We start from the raw sequence: 17,725 nt of genomic DNA, 5'->3' as shown, positions 1-17,725 counted from the left end.
TATCGGCAGCCAATGCCGTCTCATCCAGTGTTTTTTTGACGGGCGAGCGCCGCATCCACCGCCTGCTGCTGATCACGTCGGGTGATCCAGTGGTGGTAGGTGCGGGTGTGGATCGCAACCGAGTGGCCCATCATCCTGGCAGCAACGGTGTCAGGTAGGCCGATGTGGATCGTGCGTACGGCCCAAGCATGGCGGAGGTCGTAGGGGGTGAGAGGCAGCTCATAACGACGGAACTGTTCAGCAACCCGCCGTCCCACCTGCTGCAGTGTGGTGCGGTTCAGATCGGTGTTGATGCTCGGTAGCAGGTTGGGGGTGCGACCGAGTTCGCACAGCTGGAAACGCTCCACCCAGTCGGGATGGAACGGCCAGACCTGATGTTCGCCAGTTTTGGTTGTGGGCAGGATTCGCAGCACGTGGTCTCCCCCTGGGGCAAGCGCGCTGAGGTCGGCGAAGAACAACTCGTGGTTCCGGAGCCCGTAGGTGGCCATCAGGCCGAAGGCCAGCCGCCAGCCGGGGTTTGGGATTCGCAGTACGGCCTCCAAGATCTGGCCATCACTGGGCAGCTGACGGAACCGTGCTCGATGCAGCCCGTAGCCCGCCGCTTCCGCTCGCCAGTTGTCAGGCAGGGGGATGGCGTAGTGGCGCGCCAAGGCGCTGAGACTGGTGGCGCACTGTTGACGGCTGCGGCTGGCGTCTGCATAACTGCTGAGGGTGAGGGCCAGCAGTTCGGTGCCCAGGCTGAGGTTGCGCTCCTCAGCGATTCCCTTCAAGCGTCTGAGGTAGGGCCTGTAGGCAGAACTCCAGGTCGTGCGGCTGCCGGCAGGTGAGCGTCGCCGGATTGGGTCGCAGAAAAAGCTCTTCTCAAAGCCCGCCAACTGAAGGGTGATCGGATCGCTGCTCTGCAACGACCTCCCTTCAGATCGCCTGGATGACGTTTTGGAGAGATCGCTGGCGGGGCGCGCTGTCTGCTTCGTCCATTGCTGCCAATCAAACTGATCGCGGCGCAGCTGGAGATCCACTAAAAGCAAAAGCTGCTTGGCTTCTTGCAGACCGTCAGTGGTGGCTGGCACCCCGAGGCTGAGCCGTTGCATCCTGGTGCGACCAGGCGTTGTTCGACAGGGCAGCGGACCCCGCAAATTCAGGCGTTCACCGCGCTTCTCGATGCGAAGTCGAATGCCATCGCTGCTCATGGCGCTGTTGATGACCTCCAGATCGTCGCTCAGATCCACGGTGGTGGTCATGGGGAGGCGGGCGTCATTTTGTCGTCACCTTGGCGTCGATGCGGGTTACGCTCAAGTCGAATTTGAAAGTGCGGGTGTTTCATGGCCCGGGTCGGCGTCCTTCTGCTCAACCTCGGAGGCCCGGAACGAATCCAGGATGTAGGGCCTTTTCTCTACAACCTGTTTGCGGATCCGGAGATCATTCGATTGCCGAATCCGGCCCTGCAGAAACCTCTGGCCTGGTTGATCAGCACCCTGCGCAGTCGCAAGTCTCAGGAGGCCTATCGCTCCATTGGTGGAGGATCCCCCCTGCGCCGGATCACAGAGCAGCAGGCCCGTGAGCTGCAGAGTGAGTTGCGTCAGCGCGGCATCGAGGCCACGTCCTATGTGGCGATGCGCTACTGGCATCCCTTCACAGAATCTGCAGTCGCAGACATCAAGGCCGATGGCATTGATGAAGTGGTGGTGCTTCCCCTCTACCCCCATTTCTCGATCAGCACCAGCGGTTCAAGCTTTCGTGAGTTGCAGCGTCTCCGTCAGCTCGACCCCGCTTTCCATAACCTCCCTCTGCGCTGCATTCGTAGCTGGTACGACCATCCTGGCTACGTCCGCTCCATGGCTGAACTGATCGCTGAGCAGATCCGCGCCTCAGATGTGCCTGAGGAGGCTCACGTTTTCTTCAGTGCCCACGGTGTGCCCAAGAGTTATGTCGAAGAGGCGGGAGACCCTTATCAGCAGGAGATCCAGGCCTGTGCAGGCTTGATCATGGCCGAATTGGAGTCAATTCTTGGCTCCAGCAATCCCCATACCCTCGCCTACCAGAGCCGGGTTGGTCCGGTCGAGTGGCTCAAGCCTTATACCGAAGAAGCCCTAGAGGCGCTTGGTGAGGCGAAAACCCGTGATCTGGTTGTCGTTCCGATCAGCTTCGTGAGCGAGCACATTGAAACTCTTGAAGAGATCGATATCGAATACCGGGAGTTGGCCACCGAAGCAGGGGTCGTCAACTTCCGGCGTGTCCGTGCCCTTGACACCTATCCCCCCTTCATCAAAGGCCTGGCTGACATGGTGGCTGACAGCCTTGCGGGTCCGGAGGTGAATCTCGACCAGGCCGCTGAATTGCCCACCACTGTCAAGCTTTATCCCCAGGAGAAATGGGAGTGGGGATGGAACAACAGTTCGGAGGTGTGGAACGGCCGCCTGGCCATGTTGGGTTTCTCCGCTTTTCTCCTGGAACTGGTCAGTGGTCACGGTCCGCTGCATGCGCTCGGGCTGCTCTGAGCGTTCGTCAGCACCAGCTGACGGGTTGGACCTTAATCTGAAGGTTGGCCCTGTGTGACGACGCTGTGACCCTGACTTCTGCGCCGACGGTCTCTGGTACGTCCATTCAGGACGGCAGGCAACGGATCACCGGTGCTGAAGCGCTGATGGATGCACTCCGTCGTCACGGTGTGGACACGATCTTCGGCTATCCAGGCGGCGCGATCCTGCCGATTTACGACGCACTGCATCTGGCAGAGCAACAGGGATGGGTGCGTCACATTCTTGTGCGCCATGAACAGGCGGGAACCCATGCCGCTGATGCCTATGCGCGTGCTACTGGGCGCGTGGGCGTGTGCTTCGGAACCTCAGGTCCTGGAGCAACGAATCTGGTCACTGGCATCGCCACCGCCCAGATGGACTCCGTCCCGATGGTGGTGATCACTGGTCAGGTGCCCCGTCCGGCCATTGGCACCGATGCTTTTCAAGAGACCGACATTTTCGGAATCACCCTTCCGATTGTGAAGCATTCCTGGGTGGTTCGGGATCCAGCCGATCTTGCTTCCGTGGTAGCCCAGGCCTTCTTTATCGCCGCTTCCGGGCGCCCTGGTCCTGTGCTGATCGACATCCCCAAGGATGTGGGACAGGAGGAATTCGATTATGTGCCGATGGAACCAGGCTCCGTGGTGCCCGTCGGCTTCCGTCTGCCGCAGCCTCCTGATCCTGCTGCACTTGCCGCAGCCCTGGATCTGATCCAGGCGGCTCAGCGTCCCTTGCTTTACGTGGGGGGTGGAGCGATTTCCGCTGGTGTGCATGAATCCTTGGCCGAGTTGGCCAATCGCCACAAGCTGCCCGTGACCACCACGTTGATGGGCAAGGGCGCGTTTGACGAGAATGATCCTCTCGCAGTGGGCATGCTCGGGATGCATGGCACTGCTTATGCCAACTTCGCAGTGACCGAATGCGATCTGCTGATCGCAGTGGGTGCTCGCTTCGATGACCGTGTCACAGGAAAGCTCGATACATTCGCCCCTAGGGCTCGTGTTGTGCAATTCGAGATTGATCCGGCTGAGATCGGCAAAACGCGCCGTGCCGATGTGGCGGTGCTGGGTGATCTGGCCCAGAGCATGACTCAGCTGGTTCAGCAGAGTCGCCAAAGGGAGGTGAGTCCTTCGACCGCTCCGTGGCTGGAGAAGATCGACAGCTGGAAACAGCGCTATCCACTCAGCGTGCCGACGCCTGATGGGCCCATTTATCCCCAGGAAGTCCTGATTGCCCTCCGCGATCTCGCCACCGGGGCGATCGTCACCACCGATGTGGGGCAGCATCAAATGTGGTCGGCCCAATATCTGCGCAATGGACCTCGTCAGTGGATCAGCAGTGCTGGTCTTGGCACCATGGGCTTCGGCATGCCTGCTGCCTTGGGGGCACAGGCCGCTTTCCCAGAAAGCACGGTGGTGTGTGTGGCGGGTGACGCCAGCATCCTGATGAACATTCAGGAGTTGGGAACCCTCGCGCAGTATCAACTGCCTGTGAAGGTCGTCATCGTTAACAACCAATGGCAAGGCATGGTGCGCCAGTGGCAAGAAAGTTTCTACGAGGAGCGCTATTCCGCTTCAAACATGCAGACCGGCATGCCTGATTTTGTTGCGCTCTCTGAATCCTTCGGGGTTGGTGGCATGCGCATCGATTCGCGCGAGATGCTGGTGCCCCGACTGCAGGAGGCCCTTCAGACGCCAGGGCCGATGCTGATCGATGTGCGAGTGCGGCGCGGTGAGAATTGCTATCCGATGGTGCCGCCGGGCTGCAGCAATGCTCAGATGGTGGGCTTGCCCTCCCATCCCGAATTGGCCATGGATCCGACCCGAACTTGCGGCTCTTGCGGTGCAGTGACCAGTCATGAACATCGCTTTTGTCCCTCTTGCGGGGCATCGCTTTGATGACGCTGGCGGCGTTGATCCCGGCTTGGAGCCGTCGAGCCTGTTCGGTTGCCCTGCTGTTGGTGGTTCTGATCGCCTGGCCACTGCATGCCTGGGGGGCGGAGGTGCTGCAGGTCCGATCGTCGTCCTTGCTGCAGATCGGTGATCGCAACCGCAATTACACCGTTCAGCTGGCTTGCCTGGAGGTGGACCCAGCCGATGAGCAGGCTGCCACTGAATGGTTGAAAAAGGCTCTCCCTCGACGCCGACGGGTCAATTTTCGGCCTGAAGGAGTGCTTGAAGGCACACTGTTGGCACGGGTTACTCCCCTTGGAGAGGATCAAGATCTCAGTCTGGAACTGGCGGATGCCGGCCTTGCCCGGTTTACTTGCTCCGCTGCCTGACCGTGTCTCGTAATCGTGTTGCTTCTGGAGTGGTGATGGTGCCTTGCATCGTGCTGGGAGTTGCTTTCTTATGCACAGCGATCTGGAATGAAGCGGCAGGAGCGAATCGACCTCTCGCGGTCGGACTGGGCATCCTGTTGCCGGCTGTGGGACTTCTGACCTATCTGATCCCCGAGTCAGATCCTGTCACAAAAACGGACGGCCAAGACAGCTCTCCCTAGCTTGATACGGCCGGGATTTCCCCCATGGCCCTTCCCCCCGAGGCGGACCCCAACGACAACACTCAGCGGCCATCGTGGTTCAGAAGGTTGTCGTCCTTGCGTTGGCGTTCAGCTCTATTTGTGGTGGCCAGCGTTGTGGGTTGCCAGGCCATGGCTGCCAGCCGACAGATCACCGCTCCCGTGGTTCTGGTGATCCCTGAGGGACTTGAAAGCGCACGGCAATCCTTTCTGCAGGGGCTTGTGCTCGGTGAGCAGGCGGTGCGTGCTTGCGGGGCGGATCCTGTTGCAATCGTGATTCATTCCCTTGGCTGGGATCAGGATCCGACCGCTCTCTTCGCTCGAGATGCTGACAATCAACCGGTTGTGCCGTCTCTGGTGGTGGCGCCCTATGCGGCTGATCTGCGTCGCTTCAGCCGGTTGGCGCAGGCTGGTGATGCGCGCGTCTTGCTGGGGCATCAGCGCGGCCCCTCTCTTGACAGCCTCAGCGGTCTTGATGAGCAGGGTCGACTGTTGCCCTTGCTGCCGTCTCGGCAGGACGACCTGAGAGCCCTTGCCAAGGCTGCCATCGATCGTGGCTGGACCCGAGTGATGGTGGTGAGTGATCCCACGGCTTTGGAGGGGGACGTCGCTCAACCCTTCGCAGAGCTGTTTGAGGGCCTCGGCGGCACGGTGCTTTCGTACACCCAGAACGGTGTCCAGTCGATCACACCGGGTGATCGGGAACGCTGGGCTCTGCTCACCAAGGATCTTGACTGGCTTGGTCCTGATGCCTTGGTGGTGGCGGCTCCTCCTGATGGCGACCTCGCAGTCGCACTCCGCGAGCGTCAGATCGGACTAGTCAGTGGTCGTGATCCCGGTTGGATTTGGTTGCTCAGCAGTACCCAAGCCTCTGCTGTCTCTCCCCAGCCTTGGCCTCAGATTGTGCTGAGCCAGCCGGCCCATGGCCCTGGCTGGAATGGCTTCACCAAAGCCTTTTCACAGCGCTGGGGCTATGCCCCCGATTTGGTTGCCGCCGCCGGATTTGAAACCGCCCGGGTGCTGGCCCTCACCAGTATTGGCCCATCTCCCCTGGCCAGTGATGGCACTCGGGACCCCCTGGCCTGGCTAGCCCCTTCTGCTCAGCCGGTCTCGCTCTGCAAGGCGATCGCTCTGCGGCGCGAGGGAGGGTCAGCCCGATTGGACGGTGTGGCCAGTGATTTCGCTCTGCGTCCGGGACGTGCCCCTACCGGGGTGGCTGAAACCCGCCTGATCCCGGCTCAGTAAAGTTTTGAGGATGACTGAGGCAGTAGACGCCGGTGTTGCGCTTGACCGAGGTGCGTCTGCCTCTCGACCATGGCCCTCAGGATCTTGAGGCAGCGCTTCTGCGGCGCCTACGCATTCCACCAGATCGATTGCTGAACCATCGCTTGATCAAGCGCAGCATCGATGCGCGTCGCCATGAGCGCATCCAATTGATCTACAGCGTGGATGTGGAGGTGCGTGGAGAGGCGGCGCTGCTCAAGAAGCATCGCGACGATCAGCGTCTGCGGATCGCGCCCGATATGGGCTACGAGCTTGTTGTGCAGGCTCCGGCTGGTTTCGGGCTCGATGGCCAAAGTCGACCTGTTGTGATCGGTGCGGGGCCATGCGGCTATTTCGCGGCTCTTTTGCTGGCCCAGATGGGCTTCCGGCCGCTGCTGCTTGAGCGCGGCCAGCCCGTGAAACAGCGCACTGCTGATACCTTTGGTTTCTGGCGTGGCCAGGGGCCTTTGCAGCCCGAATCGAACGCGCAGTTCGGGGAAGGTGGGGCAGGTACCTTCTCAGACGGCAAGCTTTACAGCCAGGTGAGTGACCCGGAGCACTATGGCCGCAAGGTTCTTGAGGAGTTGGTTGCGAGCGGCGCCAACCCGGAGATCCTCACGGTGCATCGTCCCCATATCGGTACGTTCAAACTCGCCACCGTGGTTCGTGGTCTGCGGGCCCGGATCGAGCAGCTTGGCGGGGAGGTGCGCTTCGGGGCGAAAGTACAGGAGCTGATTCTTGAACCCCTGCTCGAGCCCCAGGATCAGCAGGGATCGGGGGATGCTGCCGGCCCAAGGCAACGTTTAGTGGGTCTGCGCTTGGCAGATGGCAGTCGGTTGGCCTGTCAGCAGGCGGTGCTGGCTCCCGGCCATTCCGCCCGTGACACCTTCTCGATGCTCGAGAAGCAGGGGGTGGCCATGCTTGCAAAGCCCTTCGCGGTGGGCTTCAGGATCGAGCATCCGCAGACGCTCATCGATCAGGCCCGTTGGGGAGGCAAGGCCGGCCATCCTCGGTTGGGTGCGGCGGAGTACAAGCTTGTGCACCATGCCACGAATGGCCGATGTGTTTACAGCTTCTGCATGTGTCCCGGTGGGATGGTGGTGGGGGCCACCAGTGAGCCGGGGCGGGTGGTGACCAATGGCATGAGTCAGCACTCTCGTAACGAGCGCAATGCCAACAGCGGGCTTGTGATGCCTGTGCTTGAGGAGGATCTGGCACCTCATCAACGCTTCCCAGGGGACCCGCTGGCTGGAGTTGCCTTCCAGCAGGCTCTTGAAGAGAGGGCCTTCGCCCTAGGGGGTTGCGATTACAGCGCTCCCGCACAACGTTTAGAGGATTTTCTGGCCGACCGCCCCAGCACAGAACTCGGCAGCATCACCCCCTCCTATCAGCCAGGGGTGAAGCCTGCGGATCTGCGCCAGGCCTTGCCTGTGGGCATGATCGCGGCGCTGCAGGAGGCTTTGCCGGTCTTTGGGCGTCGTCTCAAAGACTATGACCATCCTGACGCCCTGATCACCGGAGTGGAGACACGCACGTCATCGCCGGTGCGTCTCCCTCGTAATGACCACTGCGAATCGGTCAACACAGCCGGCCTCACTCCAGCAGGAGAGGGTGCCGGCTATGCCGGTGGGATCCTCTCTGCTGCGATCGACGGCATCAGGGCCGCTGAGGCGGTGGCCCTGCGTCTGATCTCCCAGCGTTGATCCAGACAACGCTGGGAGATCACTGAACAGATCAGATCGCTGCTTGGGAGACGATGCCACTCCATTGCACGGCCTTCACCTGATCCCTTCGCCACGAGTGAAACAAGGATGCTTCTGTGACGGTGCAAAGAGGGCACAGGCTGATGTGCTCTGCCCTGATGCCGGCCGCCTGCAGCTGGGCTGAGGCCGCGGCTCGGATGTCGAGACGACAGCGGTCTCGCTCAGGATCGTTGAGAACGATGCGTTCGCGTAGGCCAGGGTCAATCTGTTCGCGTTGCCCGTCGCCCCCCAAAGAGGCCATCACCTGCTCGGCAACCGGTTGTTCAACTTGATAACACTGTCCGCTGACCGCCGGACCAAGCGCCACGAGTAGTTGTCCTCGTCCGCCGCCACGCTGCTCAAGCCGCTGGATCGCTTCCCGCAGGATGCCGCTGGCAACACCTCGCCAGCCGGCATGGCAGGCGGCGACATGACCGCTTTCTGGGTCGGCGAGCAGAACCGGTGTGCAGTCCGCCCCACAGACCCAAAGGCTTTGACTGCCACGATCACTGACCAGACCATCAGCATCCGGCCAGGGGGGGCGATCGGCGCTAGTGGCCTCGAGCACTGTGTTGCCGTGCACCTGCTTTGGACGATGCACCGTGATGCCGGCCGACAGGTAAGTGGCGAGCTCGTCGGGTTCTCGACCTTGCCAGCGACGGGTGAAAAAGCCCTGCTCGAAGCCTGCGGTTTCAAGCAGGTCACAGCTGAGGTAATACCCCCCATAACAGCCGATCCAGGTCCAGCCAGGAAGGCTGTTAAAGGTGCTGTCTGGAGAGATGAAGGGATCAGGATCAGTCTCCTCGGCCCTGCTCATGGCTCGGGTTGATCCCGAAGCATCCAGAAGCCTTCAAAACGGGGGTTGTCTGGGGTGGTCTGGACGGCGATGAACTGCAGTCCGCCGGCTTGGTCCCGCGTCAGGCTGAGGGCTTCCTTGGCCGCCGCGGTGCCGCTGGCGTCGAGGTCGGTGACCAGCCAACTGTCGTCCTGGCCGGCATCCAGGACGAGCTGCTGGCCATCGATTCGTAGGCGTACTGGTTCGAGCCCCCCCAGCCAGCCTGCGATGGCTAGGGCCCGGGTGCGACTGAACAGGCGGAGGCCAGGGATGGGAAGGTCTGGATCAAGCTCTGGGTCGATCGGCAGCAGGCCATTGAATCCCATGGGCCATTCTCCTGCTTCGGCCAGGCTGCCAAGGGGAAGGTTGGCCCAGCTCCAGGCGTCACCACAGATGGCGTCGGGTAGAGGAACCGCAGGGGTGCTGACTGGAACGGGTGGCGGCGCCAGGGGGCCCGCCATGAATCCCTCTTCTTGGGGGTAGACATCCCGCTCAAGTTCAACCATCCAGTCGATCAGGGCATAGGTGCGACGGCTCGGCACGACTTCAAGGTCGAGTTCAGCGGCGGCCCGCTGCACCATCGTTCGCATGGCGCTTCGCCAGGAGCGCAGACGCCTGGGTGGTTTCCAGCCTTCAGCTCCCGCGGTGGCCAAGGCATCGCGTAGGGCGGCGGCAAGCCAGGTGGAATTCACCTCTCCAGCAGGGCAGCGCCGCGAATAGCGAAAGGGTTGGCCACCGTTCAGCAAAGGTGTGCTGCTAATCAGCAGTTCCCAGCGTTTCTTTCCATCCGGTTCAAGGATCGGCCTGGAATAGAAATCGAGCTCCCAATCGGCCTGGCGATCCAGGGAGGTGCTGGCGGGCTGGTCGGCCGTGATCATCCGGCTGATTGTTCTTGTTGTCTGAGGACGTTACGAGCACGATTGGCTCGATCGACGGCTTCGGCCATCACTTTGTCTTTCTCAACCAGAAGTTCACCGGGCTGACCCTCGAGCATGGCAGTGTTGAGGGCGATGCGTCCTCTGCCCGGGTCAAGCTCGGTGATCAGGGCTTTCACGGCATCGCCATGATCGAATACTTCTCGTAAGGAGCGCATGCTGCCGCCTGTGACCACTGACTGGTGCAGCAGACCGCTGATTCCACCGAGGTCAACAAAGAAGCCGTAGGGCTTGACTGCCACCACGTGACCTTCCACCAGTTGGCCCACTTCCAATTCGGAGAAGAGGGCGGCGGTGGCTGCTCTTTTCTCCGAGAGCACCAGTTTTCGGGTTTCTGAATTCACCTCAAGGAAGGCTGCACCAAGGGTTTTGCCAACGAGTGCTTCGTGATTTTCGCCGTCCTGCAGCTGGGAGCGCGGGATAAAGCCACGCAGGCCTTCCAGTTCGCAGGTCACACCGCCGCGGTTGAATCCGCTCACTTTCACCTGGACAACCTTGCCTTCTGATTCCAGCAGCTTCACTTTGTCCCAGCTCTGACGCAGTGCCAAGGCGCGGCAGCTAATGGTCACCATGCCATCGGCGTTCTGTTCACGGGTGACCAGCACCTCCACCTGGAGCCCTTTGGGAAAGCGTTCCTTCAGGTTGGTGATCACGCCCAGGCCGCATTCACTTTTGGGCATGAAACCCGGAGCTTTGCCGCCGATGTCGACATAGACACCATCGCTCTCAAGGCCAATCACGGTGCCAGCGACGACATCACCGGTTGTGCCGATGGGCTCGTTCTGATCGAGGGCCGCCAGGAATGCTTCTTCGTCGAAGTCGAAGTCGTCCACGCTGTGGCTGCGGGCCTGCGCACGGCTGTCTTCAGAAGAAGCGGAAGCGGTGGAGCCAGCAGATCTGCGCTGGTTCCCGGCCCGAGGGCTGCGGTCAGAGGGGCCGAGCAGGTCGGCCATCGATAGACCCTCCAATTCGGAGGTGTCAAACAAAGCGTCATCCCCAACGCTGGGAGCGTTTGGACGCGTCGGAGGCTGGGCTGTGTTTCCGCCTGCAGCCCCAGCGTCCTGCGCTGCTTGCTCCAGCGCACGAGCCTTTTGTACGGCGGCTTCTGCAGCTGCTCTGGCTTCATCGGCTTCGCGGCGCAGCCGGTCCTGCTCTTCCCTTCGGGTGATCTGCATCACCTGAGGGGGCTTGCGCGGCCCCTCGGCGGAAGGCGGTTGGGCCTTGGGTTGTTTGGGCTGCGGGCTGCCTGATCCGGCCATGGGCCCCTGGTACTCGTCGATCGAGCAGTCTGACAGGCAGGGTGGGAGTCTGCTGCCAACCTGATGTCCAATGTCTAGCCCGCAGCGATGGCTTGAGTGCCTCCCCTGGCCGGAGGTCGCTGAGCAGCTCCAGCGAGAAGGGGCCACCGTTGTCTGGCCCTTCGGTGCTCTTGAACAGCATGGTCCCCATCTGCCTCTGTCAACAGATGCTCTCTTTGCGGATCGGATGCTTGATCAGATTCTGTCGGGGCTAGCCCCTGATACCCCAATCTGGCGGCTGCCTGTGCAGGCCATCGGCTTCTCTCCAGAGCATGTCGGCTTTCCCGGAACGCTCTCTCTTCCGTCCGATCTTCTGATCCGTTTGGTCGAGACAGTGGGGCGTCAGCTTGCTGATCTGGGAGTTCGCCGTCTTGTTCTCTTTAATGCCCATGGCGGCCAAATCGGATTGCTTCAGGCCGCGGCGAGGGAGCTAAGGGCGCAGACCCCCACCATGGCAGTCCTTCCTTGTTTTCTCTGGAGTGGGGTGCCTGGTCTGAAGGAGCTGCTCCCGCTTCCGGAGGGGGATAGTGGTCTCCATGCCGGCCTGGCTGAAACGAGTTTGATGCTGGCGCTGGAACCGTCTTTGGTGCGTGACCAGCGCCCCGTGGATGGTGAGCATCGCCACCCTTCAGCCGCTGCGACGCCTCCGGATGGATGGAGCCTGGAGGGGGCGGCTCCCTTCGCCTGGTTGACCGCCGATCTCAGTCGAACGGGAGTCGTGGGCGATAGCCGCGGTGCCTCCGCTGAGCTCGGACGTCAGCTGGAAAAAACCGTTGTTGAGCACTGGCAGCACTTGTTTCTCAGCCTTCTTGCCAGTGCCTGGCCCCCTGTTGATTCTGTTCTCAGCTCGTGATCTCCTGGGCTTAAGACGAGCCAATCGTGGTTGTGCTGGTTACAGTCGTTCGCATTGCCTACTTAGCGGAACGACCCATGCCGACCCTCAACTCGCCTGAGGTCGCTGCCATCAGTGATCAGGACGCAACTGCTATTCAGTTGCCTGATTTCAGCAGTGCGGCTTACAAAGATGCCTACAGCCGCATCAACGCGATCGTGATTGAGGGCGAGCAGGAAGCGCATGACAACTACATCTCCCTCGGCACCTTGATTCCCGAGCAGGCTGATGAGCTCAAGGGCCTGGCCAGGATGGAGATGAAGCACATGAAGGGGTTCACCGCTTGCGGCAACAACCTGGGCGTGGCCGCGGATATGGATTTCGCACGCACCTTCTTTGCTCCCTTGCACGGGAATTTCCAACAGGCTCTGAAGGACGGCAAGGTCGTGACCTGCCTCTTGATCCAGGCCCTCTTGATCGAGGCCTTTGCGATCTCGGCCTATCACATTTATATCCCTGTCGCCGATCCTTTCGCCCGCAAGATCACTGAAGGGGTCGTCAAGGACGAGTACACCCATCTGAATTACGGCCAGGAGTGGCTCAAGGCCAATTTCGAAACCAGCAAAGACGAGCTGATGGAGGCCAATCGGGTCAACCTGCCACTGATCCGCTCCATGCTTGAAGAGGTGGCGAAGGATGCCGCTGTGCTCCATATGGAGAAGGAAGACCTGATCGAGGATTTCCTGATTGCGTATCAAGAGGCGCTGAACGAGATTGGCTTCACCTCCCGTGACATCGCCCGCATGGCTGCAGCCGCCCTCGCCGTCTGATTCCGCCTGGCGGTCCTGTTGCATTTGGACCGCCAGCGCTCGCCTCGCGTAGCTTCCGCTACATGCTTTCGTGAGAGCATGGCCGCATTAACCCTGAAGCCGTTTCGGCAAGGGAAGCTCAATCTGTTGATCGACAGCGGTACATGTTTGGTCTGATCGGACATTCCACCAGTTTTGAGGCCGCAAGGCGCAAAGCTTCCGAGCTTGGGTTCGATCACATTGCCGAAGGTGATCTCGATGTGTGGTGCAGTGCACCACCACAACTGGTTGAGCATGTCGAGGTCACCAGTGCCACTGGCAAGACCATCCAAGGCGCCTACATCGATTCCTGCTTCGTTCCTGAGATGCTCAGCCGCTTCAAGACGGCGCGTCGCAAGGTGCTGAACGCCATGGAGCTCGCCCAGAAGAAGGGCATCAACATCACCGCCCTGGGTGGCTTTACCTCGATCATTTTCGAGAATTTCAACTTGCTGCAGCATCAGCACGTGCGCAGCACCACCCTCGAATGGGAGCGATTCACAACAGGCAACACCCATACCGCCTGGGTCATCAGTCGGCAGGTTGAGAACAATGCTCCCTTGCTGGGGATTTCCCTCAACACCGCCAAAGTGGCTGTGGTGGGAGCCACTGGCGATATCGGTAGTGCGGTGTGTCGCTGGCTTGTGAATCGAACTGGAGTCGGTGAGCTGCTGCTTGTGGCCCGTCAACAACAGCCTCTCCAGGATCTTCAGAAGGAACTCGGCGGCGGACGGATCCTGTCACTCGAGGAGGCTCTACCGGAAGCGGATGTCGTGGTTTGGGTCGCCAGCATGCCCCGCACGCTGGAGATTGATTCAGCTTCTCTCCGTAAACCCTGCCTCATGATTGATGGTGGTTATCCCAAGAACTTGGACGCCAAGATTGCAGGTGCAGGAGTGCATGTTCTGAAAGGTGGCATCGTTGAATTCGGCAGTGATATTGGCTGGTCGATGATGGAGATTGCCGAGATGGAGAAGCCACAACGACAGATGTTTGCCTGCTTCGCAGAAGCAATGCTGCTTGAGTTCGAGGCCTGCCACACCAATTTCAGCTGGGGACGCAACAACATCACGCTTGAGAAGATGGATTTCATCGGAGATGCGTCCGTGCGGCACGGTTTCTCCACCCTCAATCTCAACCCCCAGCTCCAGGCTGCTGCCGCCTGAACCCTTACTCCTCCCTCTTCTGCCATGGCCCGACGTCACCTGCTTGAGTTCGAAAAGCCTCTGGTAGAGCTCGAGCAGCAGATTGAGCAGATCCGTGACTTGGCGCGCAGTTCGGAAGTGGATGTGAGTCAGCAGCTCCTGCAGCTTGAAACCCTGGCTGCCCGAAGGCGTGAGGAAATCTTCTCGAGCTTGACTCCGGCACAGAAGATCCAGGTGGCTCGCCACCCTCACCGCCCCAGCACGCTGGATTACATCCAGATGTTCTGCGATGAATGGGTGGAACTGCATGGCGACCGTCGCGGCAGTGATGATCAGGCACTTGTCGGGGGGGTTGGTCGCATCGGTCAGCGATCTGTGCTGTTAATCGGCCATCAGAAAGGGCGGGATACCAAAGAGAACGTGGCTCGTAATTTTGGGATGGCTACGCCAGGTGGCTATCGCAAGGCAATGCGCCTGATGGATCATGCCGATCGCTTTGGGCTGCCGATTCTTTCTTTCATCGATACCCCAGGGGCCTATGCCGGTCTGCTCGCCGAGGAGCAGGGGCAGGGGGAAGCGATTGCTGTCAACCTCAGGGAAATGTTTCGACTGCGGGTTCCAGTCATCGCCACGGTGATCGGCGAGGGCGGCTCTGGTGGAGCTCTTGGGATCGGTGTGGCCGATCGTCTGCTGATGTTCCAGCACAGTGTCTATACCGTGGCCAGCCCAGAAGCCTGCGCTTCGATCCTCTGGCGTGATGCGGCCAAAGCTCCTGAGGCAGCTGCTGCCCTGCGCATCACCGGCCCGGATCTGCGCAGTCTCGGTGTGGTCGATGAGGTTCTTCCCGAGCCGGCAGGCGGTAATAACTGGGCTCCGCTCCAGGCTGGTGAGGTGCTGAAGGAGGCGATTGAGCGCCATCTTGGTGAATTGGAGTCCCTGAGTTCCAAGGAGTTGCGTGATCAGCGCTATCGCAAGTTCCGAGCGATGGGTCGGGTCCTCACCGCTGGAACAACAGAAAACGATCTGGCTGTTTAGGGTCTACTGGCTTGCTGAGGCTCGTTGCCGTCTGTATTGATCACAGGAGCGTCTCGGGGGATCGGCCATGCGGCCGCCCAAGCGTTCGCTCAAGCAGGTTGGGATCTCCTCCTGCTCTCCCGTAGTGAGGCTGCTCTGCAGTCACTTGCTGCGGAACTCACCCCCACCGGTCGCAGGGTTGTCTATCGCGCTTGTGATCTTTGTGATCCGGAAGCGATTGCGCCAGCGGTTGATCAATTGCTCGCGCAAGGTTTGCGTCCATCCGTGTTGATCAACAACGCTGGTGCCGCTTACACCGGCGACTTGCTTGCGATGACGTTGGAGCGCTGGCAGTGGTTGTTACAGCTCAATCTCACAAGCACGTTTCAGATGTGTGCTGCGGTTGTGCCTGCCATGCGCGGTGCCGGTGGCCTGGTGATTAACGTCAGTAGTCATGCAGCTCGCAATGCGTTTCCCGGATGGGGTGCGTATTGCACTACAAAAGCGGCGCTGGCGAGTTTTACCCGTTGTCTCGCCGAAGAAGAGCGTACGAACGGCATTCGTGCCTGCACACTCACACTCGGTGCCGTTGATTCGCCACTCTGGGACAGCTCCACGGTTGAAAGCTCTTTCGACCGGCGTGCCATGCTGCCCCTCGAGCAAGCAGCCGCAGCACTTCTTCACCTTGCTCAGCAACCGGCAACACAGGTGATCGAAGACCTCACCCTCATGCCATCCACCGGCGCTTTCTGATTTCGCCTTTCATGACTTCAACGCTTCCAGCCAACGGCAACGGACTCAGTAGTGACAAGGCACTGGTCCAGCAGGACCTTGCTGAACTCGTGCCGACCGTTTCGGCACAGATCAGTGCGCGTCTCAAGTCCGCCGGTGTCTCCTTCCTGGCGAACGACAACATCGCCGACTACATCCTCCCTGGTGAACTGCAGGCTCTCGAGAGCGAGGTGTCTGATCGAGTGCGTGATTTGCTGCGCACCCTTGTGATCGATATCGAGAACGACCACAACACTGAAGAGACAGCTGAGCGAGTCGCTCGGATGTATCTGCATGAGGTCTTCAAGGGGCGCTACCACCAGCAGCCCAAGGTGGCCAGCTTCCCCAACGTCAAGGAGCTGGACGAGATCTACACCGTTGGACCGATCACGGTGCGCTCCGCTTGTTCTCACCATCTCGTGCCAATCATGGGCAACTGCTGGATCGGGATCAAACCAGGCAGTCGCGTCATCGGCCTTTCCAAGTTCACCCGTGTCGCCGACTGGGTGTTCTCCCGTCCCCATATTCAGGAGGAGGCGGTGATGATCCTGGCTGACGAGATCGAGCGCCTGTGTCAGCCTCAGGGTCTTGGGATCATCGTGAAGGCACAGCACTACTGCATGAAGTGGCGTGGTGTGCGCGAACCCCAGACGAGCATGGTGAATTCGGTTGTGCGTGGTGACTTCCGCCACGATCCCAGTCTCAAGCAGGAATTCTTTGAACTGGTTCGTCAACAAGAAGCGCTGCTGAGCACCTGATCGGCACCTCAGGGCCCAACAATGGGCCCAATCGTGTTGCTCTTGACACGGCTCACGCTTCCCTGCTCGTTGGTCACTGTCAGGACTGCCATGACAGCTTGGCCAGCATCCTCAGGCTTGAGTCTGTAGGTGCTTTCAGAGTCATTCGTCACCAGTTGCCAGGGGCCATTCCCAGCGCGTCGATACCAATGGATGTGCACCGATTCGATGTTGCTGCCATCCAGCTTCAGTTGGGCTCTGATCAGCGTGCCTTCTCGGGCGTCTCCCTCAAGGACGAAGTGATGCAGTCCTGCAATGGTTTGCTCGATCCGACCTTCCTGTTCTTGGTCGGCAGAGATTTGTCCTTCCAGCACTTGAATCTGTTGCTGAGGCGAGGCGGTGAGCCCAGGCACACACTGAAGACTGCCATTCTCCAGTCGGCAGCCCGTCAACATTCCTTGGCCATAGCTGGCACCTGAACAGAGCATCACCGGGGCGCCGATGCAGGCGATCAGACCGCTCCGCAGTCCCAGGCGTATTAATCGATGCTGGGTAGAACCCATGGTTGGCGTGCAGTCGACCCACGCTAGGAGTGCTTTTGGCTGGCGGCTTCGATCAGGGCCTGCACTTTTGTGAGGTTCTTGATGCCGGGTGCGATCTCCAGGCGGCTGGAGGCATCGAGGCCATCCGGACGTACCTTCTCGAGCAGTTTTGGGATCCATTCGGCACTGATGCCTCCAGCCAGCCACCAGGGCAGTGAAGCGGGCCGATGGCGGTCCAGCGTCTCGAGCCAGTCCAAATTGAGTCGGTGGCCTGTGCCGCCCAGTTGGTCAGGACTCCAGGCATCCAGCAGCAGCGCATCAACGCAGGCCCCGTATCCCTGCAGACGCACCAGGTCCTCAGCTTGGCGCAGCCGCAGGGCTTTCCACCAGCGGGTGCAGGGGTGTCGGCTGCGCAGCTGCGCACAGCGTTGTGGTGATTCATCGCCATGGAGTTGAACCACGGAGGGGACCCCGTCGCCGCTGAGCGCCGCATCAAGGGTTTGCTCATCCAAATCCGCCACAACCCACACCCGCTCCACAGCGGGATGGTGGTGCTGGAGATGCTTGAACAACTCGCGCCGTTTGGCCTCAGCAACGAAGCGAGGTGAGCCTTCTACTCCGATCACGCCAATCGCTTGCGCCCCCAGTTCTGCGACCGCATCGGCCTGGCTGATGTTGGTGAGACCGCAGATTTTGACGGCAACGGCGGAGTGGGGCATGGAAG

Annotated in this window: 18 protein-coding genes; 12 read left to right on the top strand and 6 right to left on the bottom strand. The window is 60.5% G+C overall.

Annotated features, from left to right (window positions below; all coding sequences use genetic code 11):
- Positions 1-20 precede the first annotated feature (20 nt).
- Positions 21-1,241 carry a site-specific integrase gene (locus DXY10_RS05945; RefSeq protein ID WP_115017105.1) on the bottom strand — a complete coding sequence of 407 codons (1,221 nt, stop codon included), beginning with the start codon at positions 1,239-1,241 and terminating at the stop codon, positions 21-23.
- A gap of 81 nt (positions 1,242-1,322) precedes the next feature.
- Between DXY10_RS05945 and hemH the strand changes: the two genes are divergently transcribed.
- From hemH to DXY10_RS05915, 6 genes are all read left to right on the top strand, one after another.
- Complete coding sequence (gene hemH / locus DXY10_RS05940) at positions 1,323-2,498, top strand: ferrochelatase (protein ID WP_115017104.1); 1,176 nt, start codon at positions 1,323-1,325, stop codon at positions 2,496-2,498.
- Positions 2,499-2,563: 65 nt separating this feature from the next.
- Entirely contained in the window at positions 2,564-4,417 is a 1,854-nt protein-coding gene (gene ilvB / locus DXY10_RS05935; RefSeq protein ID WP_115017436.1) for a biosynthetic-type acetolactate synthase large subunit, read from the top strand.
- Complete coding sequence (locus DXY10_RS05930) at positions 4,417-4,800, top strand: nuclease (protein ID WP_115017102.1); 384 nt, start codon at positions 4,417-4,419, stop codon at positions 4,798-4,800. Before ilvB ends, DXY10_RS05930 begins: the two co-directional genes overlap by 1 nt.
- A gap of 2 nt (positions 4,801-4,802) precedes the next feature.
- A complete protein-coding gene (locus DXY10_RS05925; RefSeq protein WP_115017434.1) occupies positions 4,803-5,021 on the top strand; it encodes a GIVxVP protein in 219 nt (72 codons plus the stop codon).
- A 24-nt stretch (positions 5,022-5,045) separates the two neighbouring features.
- Positions 5,046-6,284, top strand: coding sequence for a histidine kinase (locus DXY10_RS05920; protein WP_244281954.1), 1,239 nt, complete (start codon positions 5,046-5,048; stop codon positions 6,282-6,284).
- Positions 6,285-6,316: 32 nt separating this feature from the next.
- The gene (locus DXY10_RS05915; RefSeq protein WP_115017101.1) at positions 6,317-8,005 is read left to right on the top strand and encodes an NAD(P)/FAD-dependent oxidoreductase; all 1,689 of its coding nucleotides are present in this window, start codon (positions 6,317-6,319) and stop codon (positions 8,003-8,005) included.
- Between the two features lie 31 nt (positions 8,006-8,036).
- Here DXY10_RS05915 and pgeF read toward each other — a convergent pair whose 3' ends face one another.
- From pgeF to DXY10_RS05900, 3 genes are read right to left on the bottom strand one after another with little or no spacing between them, the layout of a single operon-like run.
- Positions 8,037-8,861: a peptidoglycan editing factor PgeF gene (pgeF, locus tag DXY10_RS05910; protein WP_115017099.1), complete on the bottom strand. Its 825-nt coding sequence runs from the start codon at positions 8,859-8,861 to the stop codon at positions 8,037-8,039.
- Positions 8,858-9,757, bottom strand: coding sequence for a Tab2/Atab2 family RNA-binding protein (locus DXY10_RS05905; RefSeq protein ID WP_115017097.1), 900 nt, complete (start codon positions 9,755-9,757; stop codon positions 8,858-8,860). Before DXY10_RS05905 ends, pgeF begins: the two co-directional genes overlap by 4 nt.
- Positions 9,754-11,073, bottom strand: a complete 1,320-nt coding sequence (locus tag DXY10_RS05900) for a S1 RNA-binding domain-containing protein (protein WP_115017095.1) — start codon at positions 11,071-11,073, stop codon at positions 9,754-9,756. The genes DXY10_RS05905 and DXY10_RS05900 overlap by 4 nt, the downstream gene beginning before the upstream one ends.
- A gap of 70 nt (positions 11,074-11,143) precedes the next feature.
- Here DXY10_RS05900 and DXY10_RS05895 point away from each other — a divergent pair, with 70 nt between their 5' ends.
- From DXY10_RS05895 to folE, 6 genes are all read left to right on the top strand, one after another.
- Positions 11,144-11,965 carry a creatininase family protein gene (locus DXY10_RS05895; protein ID WP_115017093.1) on the top strand — a complete coding sequence of 274 codons (822 nt, stop codon included), beginning with the start codon at positions 11,144-11,146 and terminating at the stop codon, positions 11,963-11,965.
- Positions 11,966-12,042: 77 nt separating this feature from the next.
- Positions 12,043-12,774 (top strand): aldehyde oxygenase (deformylating), encoded by a 732-nt coding sequence (locus tag DXY10_RS05890; RefSeq protein ID WP_115017429.1) that lies wholly within the window; start codon positions 12,043-12,045, stop codon positions 12,772-12,774.
- Between the two features lie 143 nt (positions 12,775-12,917).
- Complete coding sequence (locus tag DXY10_RS05885) at positions 12,918-13,958, top strand: long-chain acyl-[acyl-carrier-protein] reductase (RefSeq protein WP_115017091.1); 1,041 nt, start codon at positions 12,918-12,920, stop codon at positions 13,956-13,958.
- Between the two features lie 24 nt (positions 13,959-13,982).
- Positions 13,983-14,972, top strand: coding sequence for an acetyl-CoA carboxylase carboxyltransferase subunit alpha (locus DXY10_RS05880; RefSeq protein WP_115017089.1), 990 nt, complete (start codon positions 13,983-13,985; stop codon positions 14,970-14,972).
- Between the two features lie 24 nt (positions 14,973-14,996).
- The gene (locus DXY10_RS05875; RefSeq protein ID WP_115017088.1) at positions 14,997-15,704 is read left to right on the top strand and encodes an SDR family oxidoreductase; all 708 of its coding nucleotides are present in this window, start codon (positions 14,997-14,999) and stop codon (positions 15,702-15,704) included.
- An 11-nt stretch (positions 15,705-15,715) separates the two neighbouring features.
- Complete coding sequence (gene folE, locus DXY10_RS05870; protein WP_115017086.1) at positions 15,716-16,480, top strand: GTP cyclohydrolase I; 765 nt, start codon at positions 15,716-15,718, stop codon at positions 16,478-16,480.
- A gap of 8 nt (positions 16,481-16,488) precedes the next feature.
- Here the strand turns inward: folE and DXY10_RS05865 are convergent, their stop codons facing one another.
- Both DXY10_RS05865 and DXY10_RS05860 read right to left on the bottom strand, forming a co-directional pair.
- Positions 16,489-17,022: a hypothetical protein gene (locus tag DXY10_RS05865; RefSeq protein WP_115017084.1), complete on the bottom strand. Its 534-nt coding sequence runs from the start codon at positions 17,020-17,022 to the stop codon at positions 16,489-16,491.
- A 23-nt stretch (positions 17,023-17,045) separates the two neighbouring features.
- Positions 17,046-17,720, bottom strand: a complete 675-nt coding sequence (locus DXY10_RS05860; protein ID WP_115017082.1) for a phosphoribosylanthranilate isomerase — start codon at positions 17,718-17,720, stop codon at positions 17,046-17,048.
- Positions 17,721-17,725: the final 5 nt, after the last annotated feature.

Origin of the sequence: Synechococcus sp. UW140, assembly GCF_900474295.1 — a bacterium.
Classification (GTDB): domain Bacteria; phylum Cyanobacteriota; class Cyanobacteriia; order PCC-6307; family Cyanobiaceae; genus Synechococcus_C.
The sequence above is the reverse complement of the archived record's forward strand: the minus strand, read 5'-3'. Positions and strand labels throughout refer to the sequence as shown.

Bases quoted from the DNA above. Each gene is read 5' to 3' on its own strand.
- DXY10_RS05945 (WP_115017105.1), bottom strand. From the start codon at position 1,241: ATGACCACCACCGTGGATCTGAGCGACGATCTGGAGGTCATCAACAGC.
- hemH (WP_115017104.1), top strand. From the start codon at position 1,323: ATGGCCCGGGTCGGCGTCCTTCTGCTCAACCTCGGAGGCCCGGAACGA.
- DXY10_RS05930 (WP_115017102.1), top strand. From the start codon at position 4,417: ATGACGCTGGCGGCGTTGATCCCGGCTTGGAGCCGTCGAGCCTGTTCG.
- DXY10_RS05920 (WP_244281954.1), top strand. From the start codon at position 5,046: ATGGCCCTTCCCCCCGAGGCGGACCCCAACGACAACACTCAGCGGCCA.
- pgeF (WP_115017099.1), bottom strand. From the start codon at position 8,861: ATGAGCAGGGCCGAGGAGACTGATCCTGATCCCTTCATCTCTCCAGAC.
- DXY10_RS05905 (WP_115017097.1), bottom strand. From the start codon at position 9,757: ATGATCACGGCCGACCAGCCCGCCAGCACCTCCCTGGATCGCCAGGCC.
- DXY10_RS05900 (WP_115017095.1), bottom strand. From the start codon at position 11,073: ATGGCCGGATCAGGCAGCCCGCAGCCCAAACAACCCAAGGCCCAACCG.
- DXY10_RS05895 (WP_115017093.1), top strand. From the start codon at position 11,144: ATGTCTAGCCCGCAGCGATGGCTTGAGTGCCTCCCCTGGCCGGAGGTC.
- DXY10_RS05890 (WP_115017429.1), top strand. From the start codon at position 12,043: ATGCCGACCCTCAACTCGCCTGAGGTCGCTGCCATCAGTGATCAGGAC.
- DXY10_RS05885 (WP_115017091.1), top strand. From the start codon at position 12,918: ATGTTTGGTCTGATCGGACATTCCACCAGTTTTGAGGCCGCAAGGCGC.
- DXY10_RS05880 (WP_115017089.1), top strand. From the start codon at position 13,983: ATGGCCCGACGTCACCTGCTTGAGTTCGAAAAGCCTCTGGTAGAGCTC.
- folE (WP_115017086.1), top strand. From the start codon at position 15,716: ATGACTTCAACGCTTCCAGCCAACGGCAACGGACTCAGTAGTGACAAG.
- DXY10_RS05865 (WP_115017084.1), bottom strand. From the start codon at position 17,022: ATGGGTTCTACCCAGCATCGATTAATACGCCTGGGACTGCGGAGCGGT.
- DXY10_RS05860 (WP_115017082.1), bottom strand. From the start codon at position 17,720: ATGCCCCACTCCGCCGTTGCCGTCAAAATCTGCGGTCTCACCAACATC.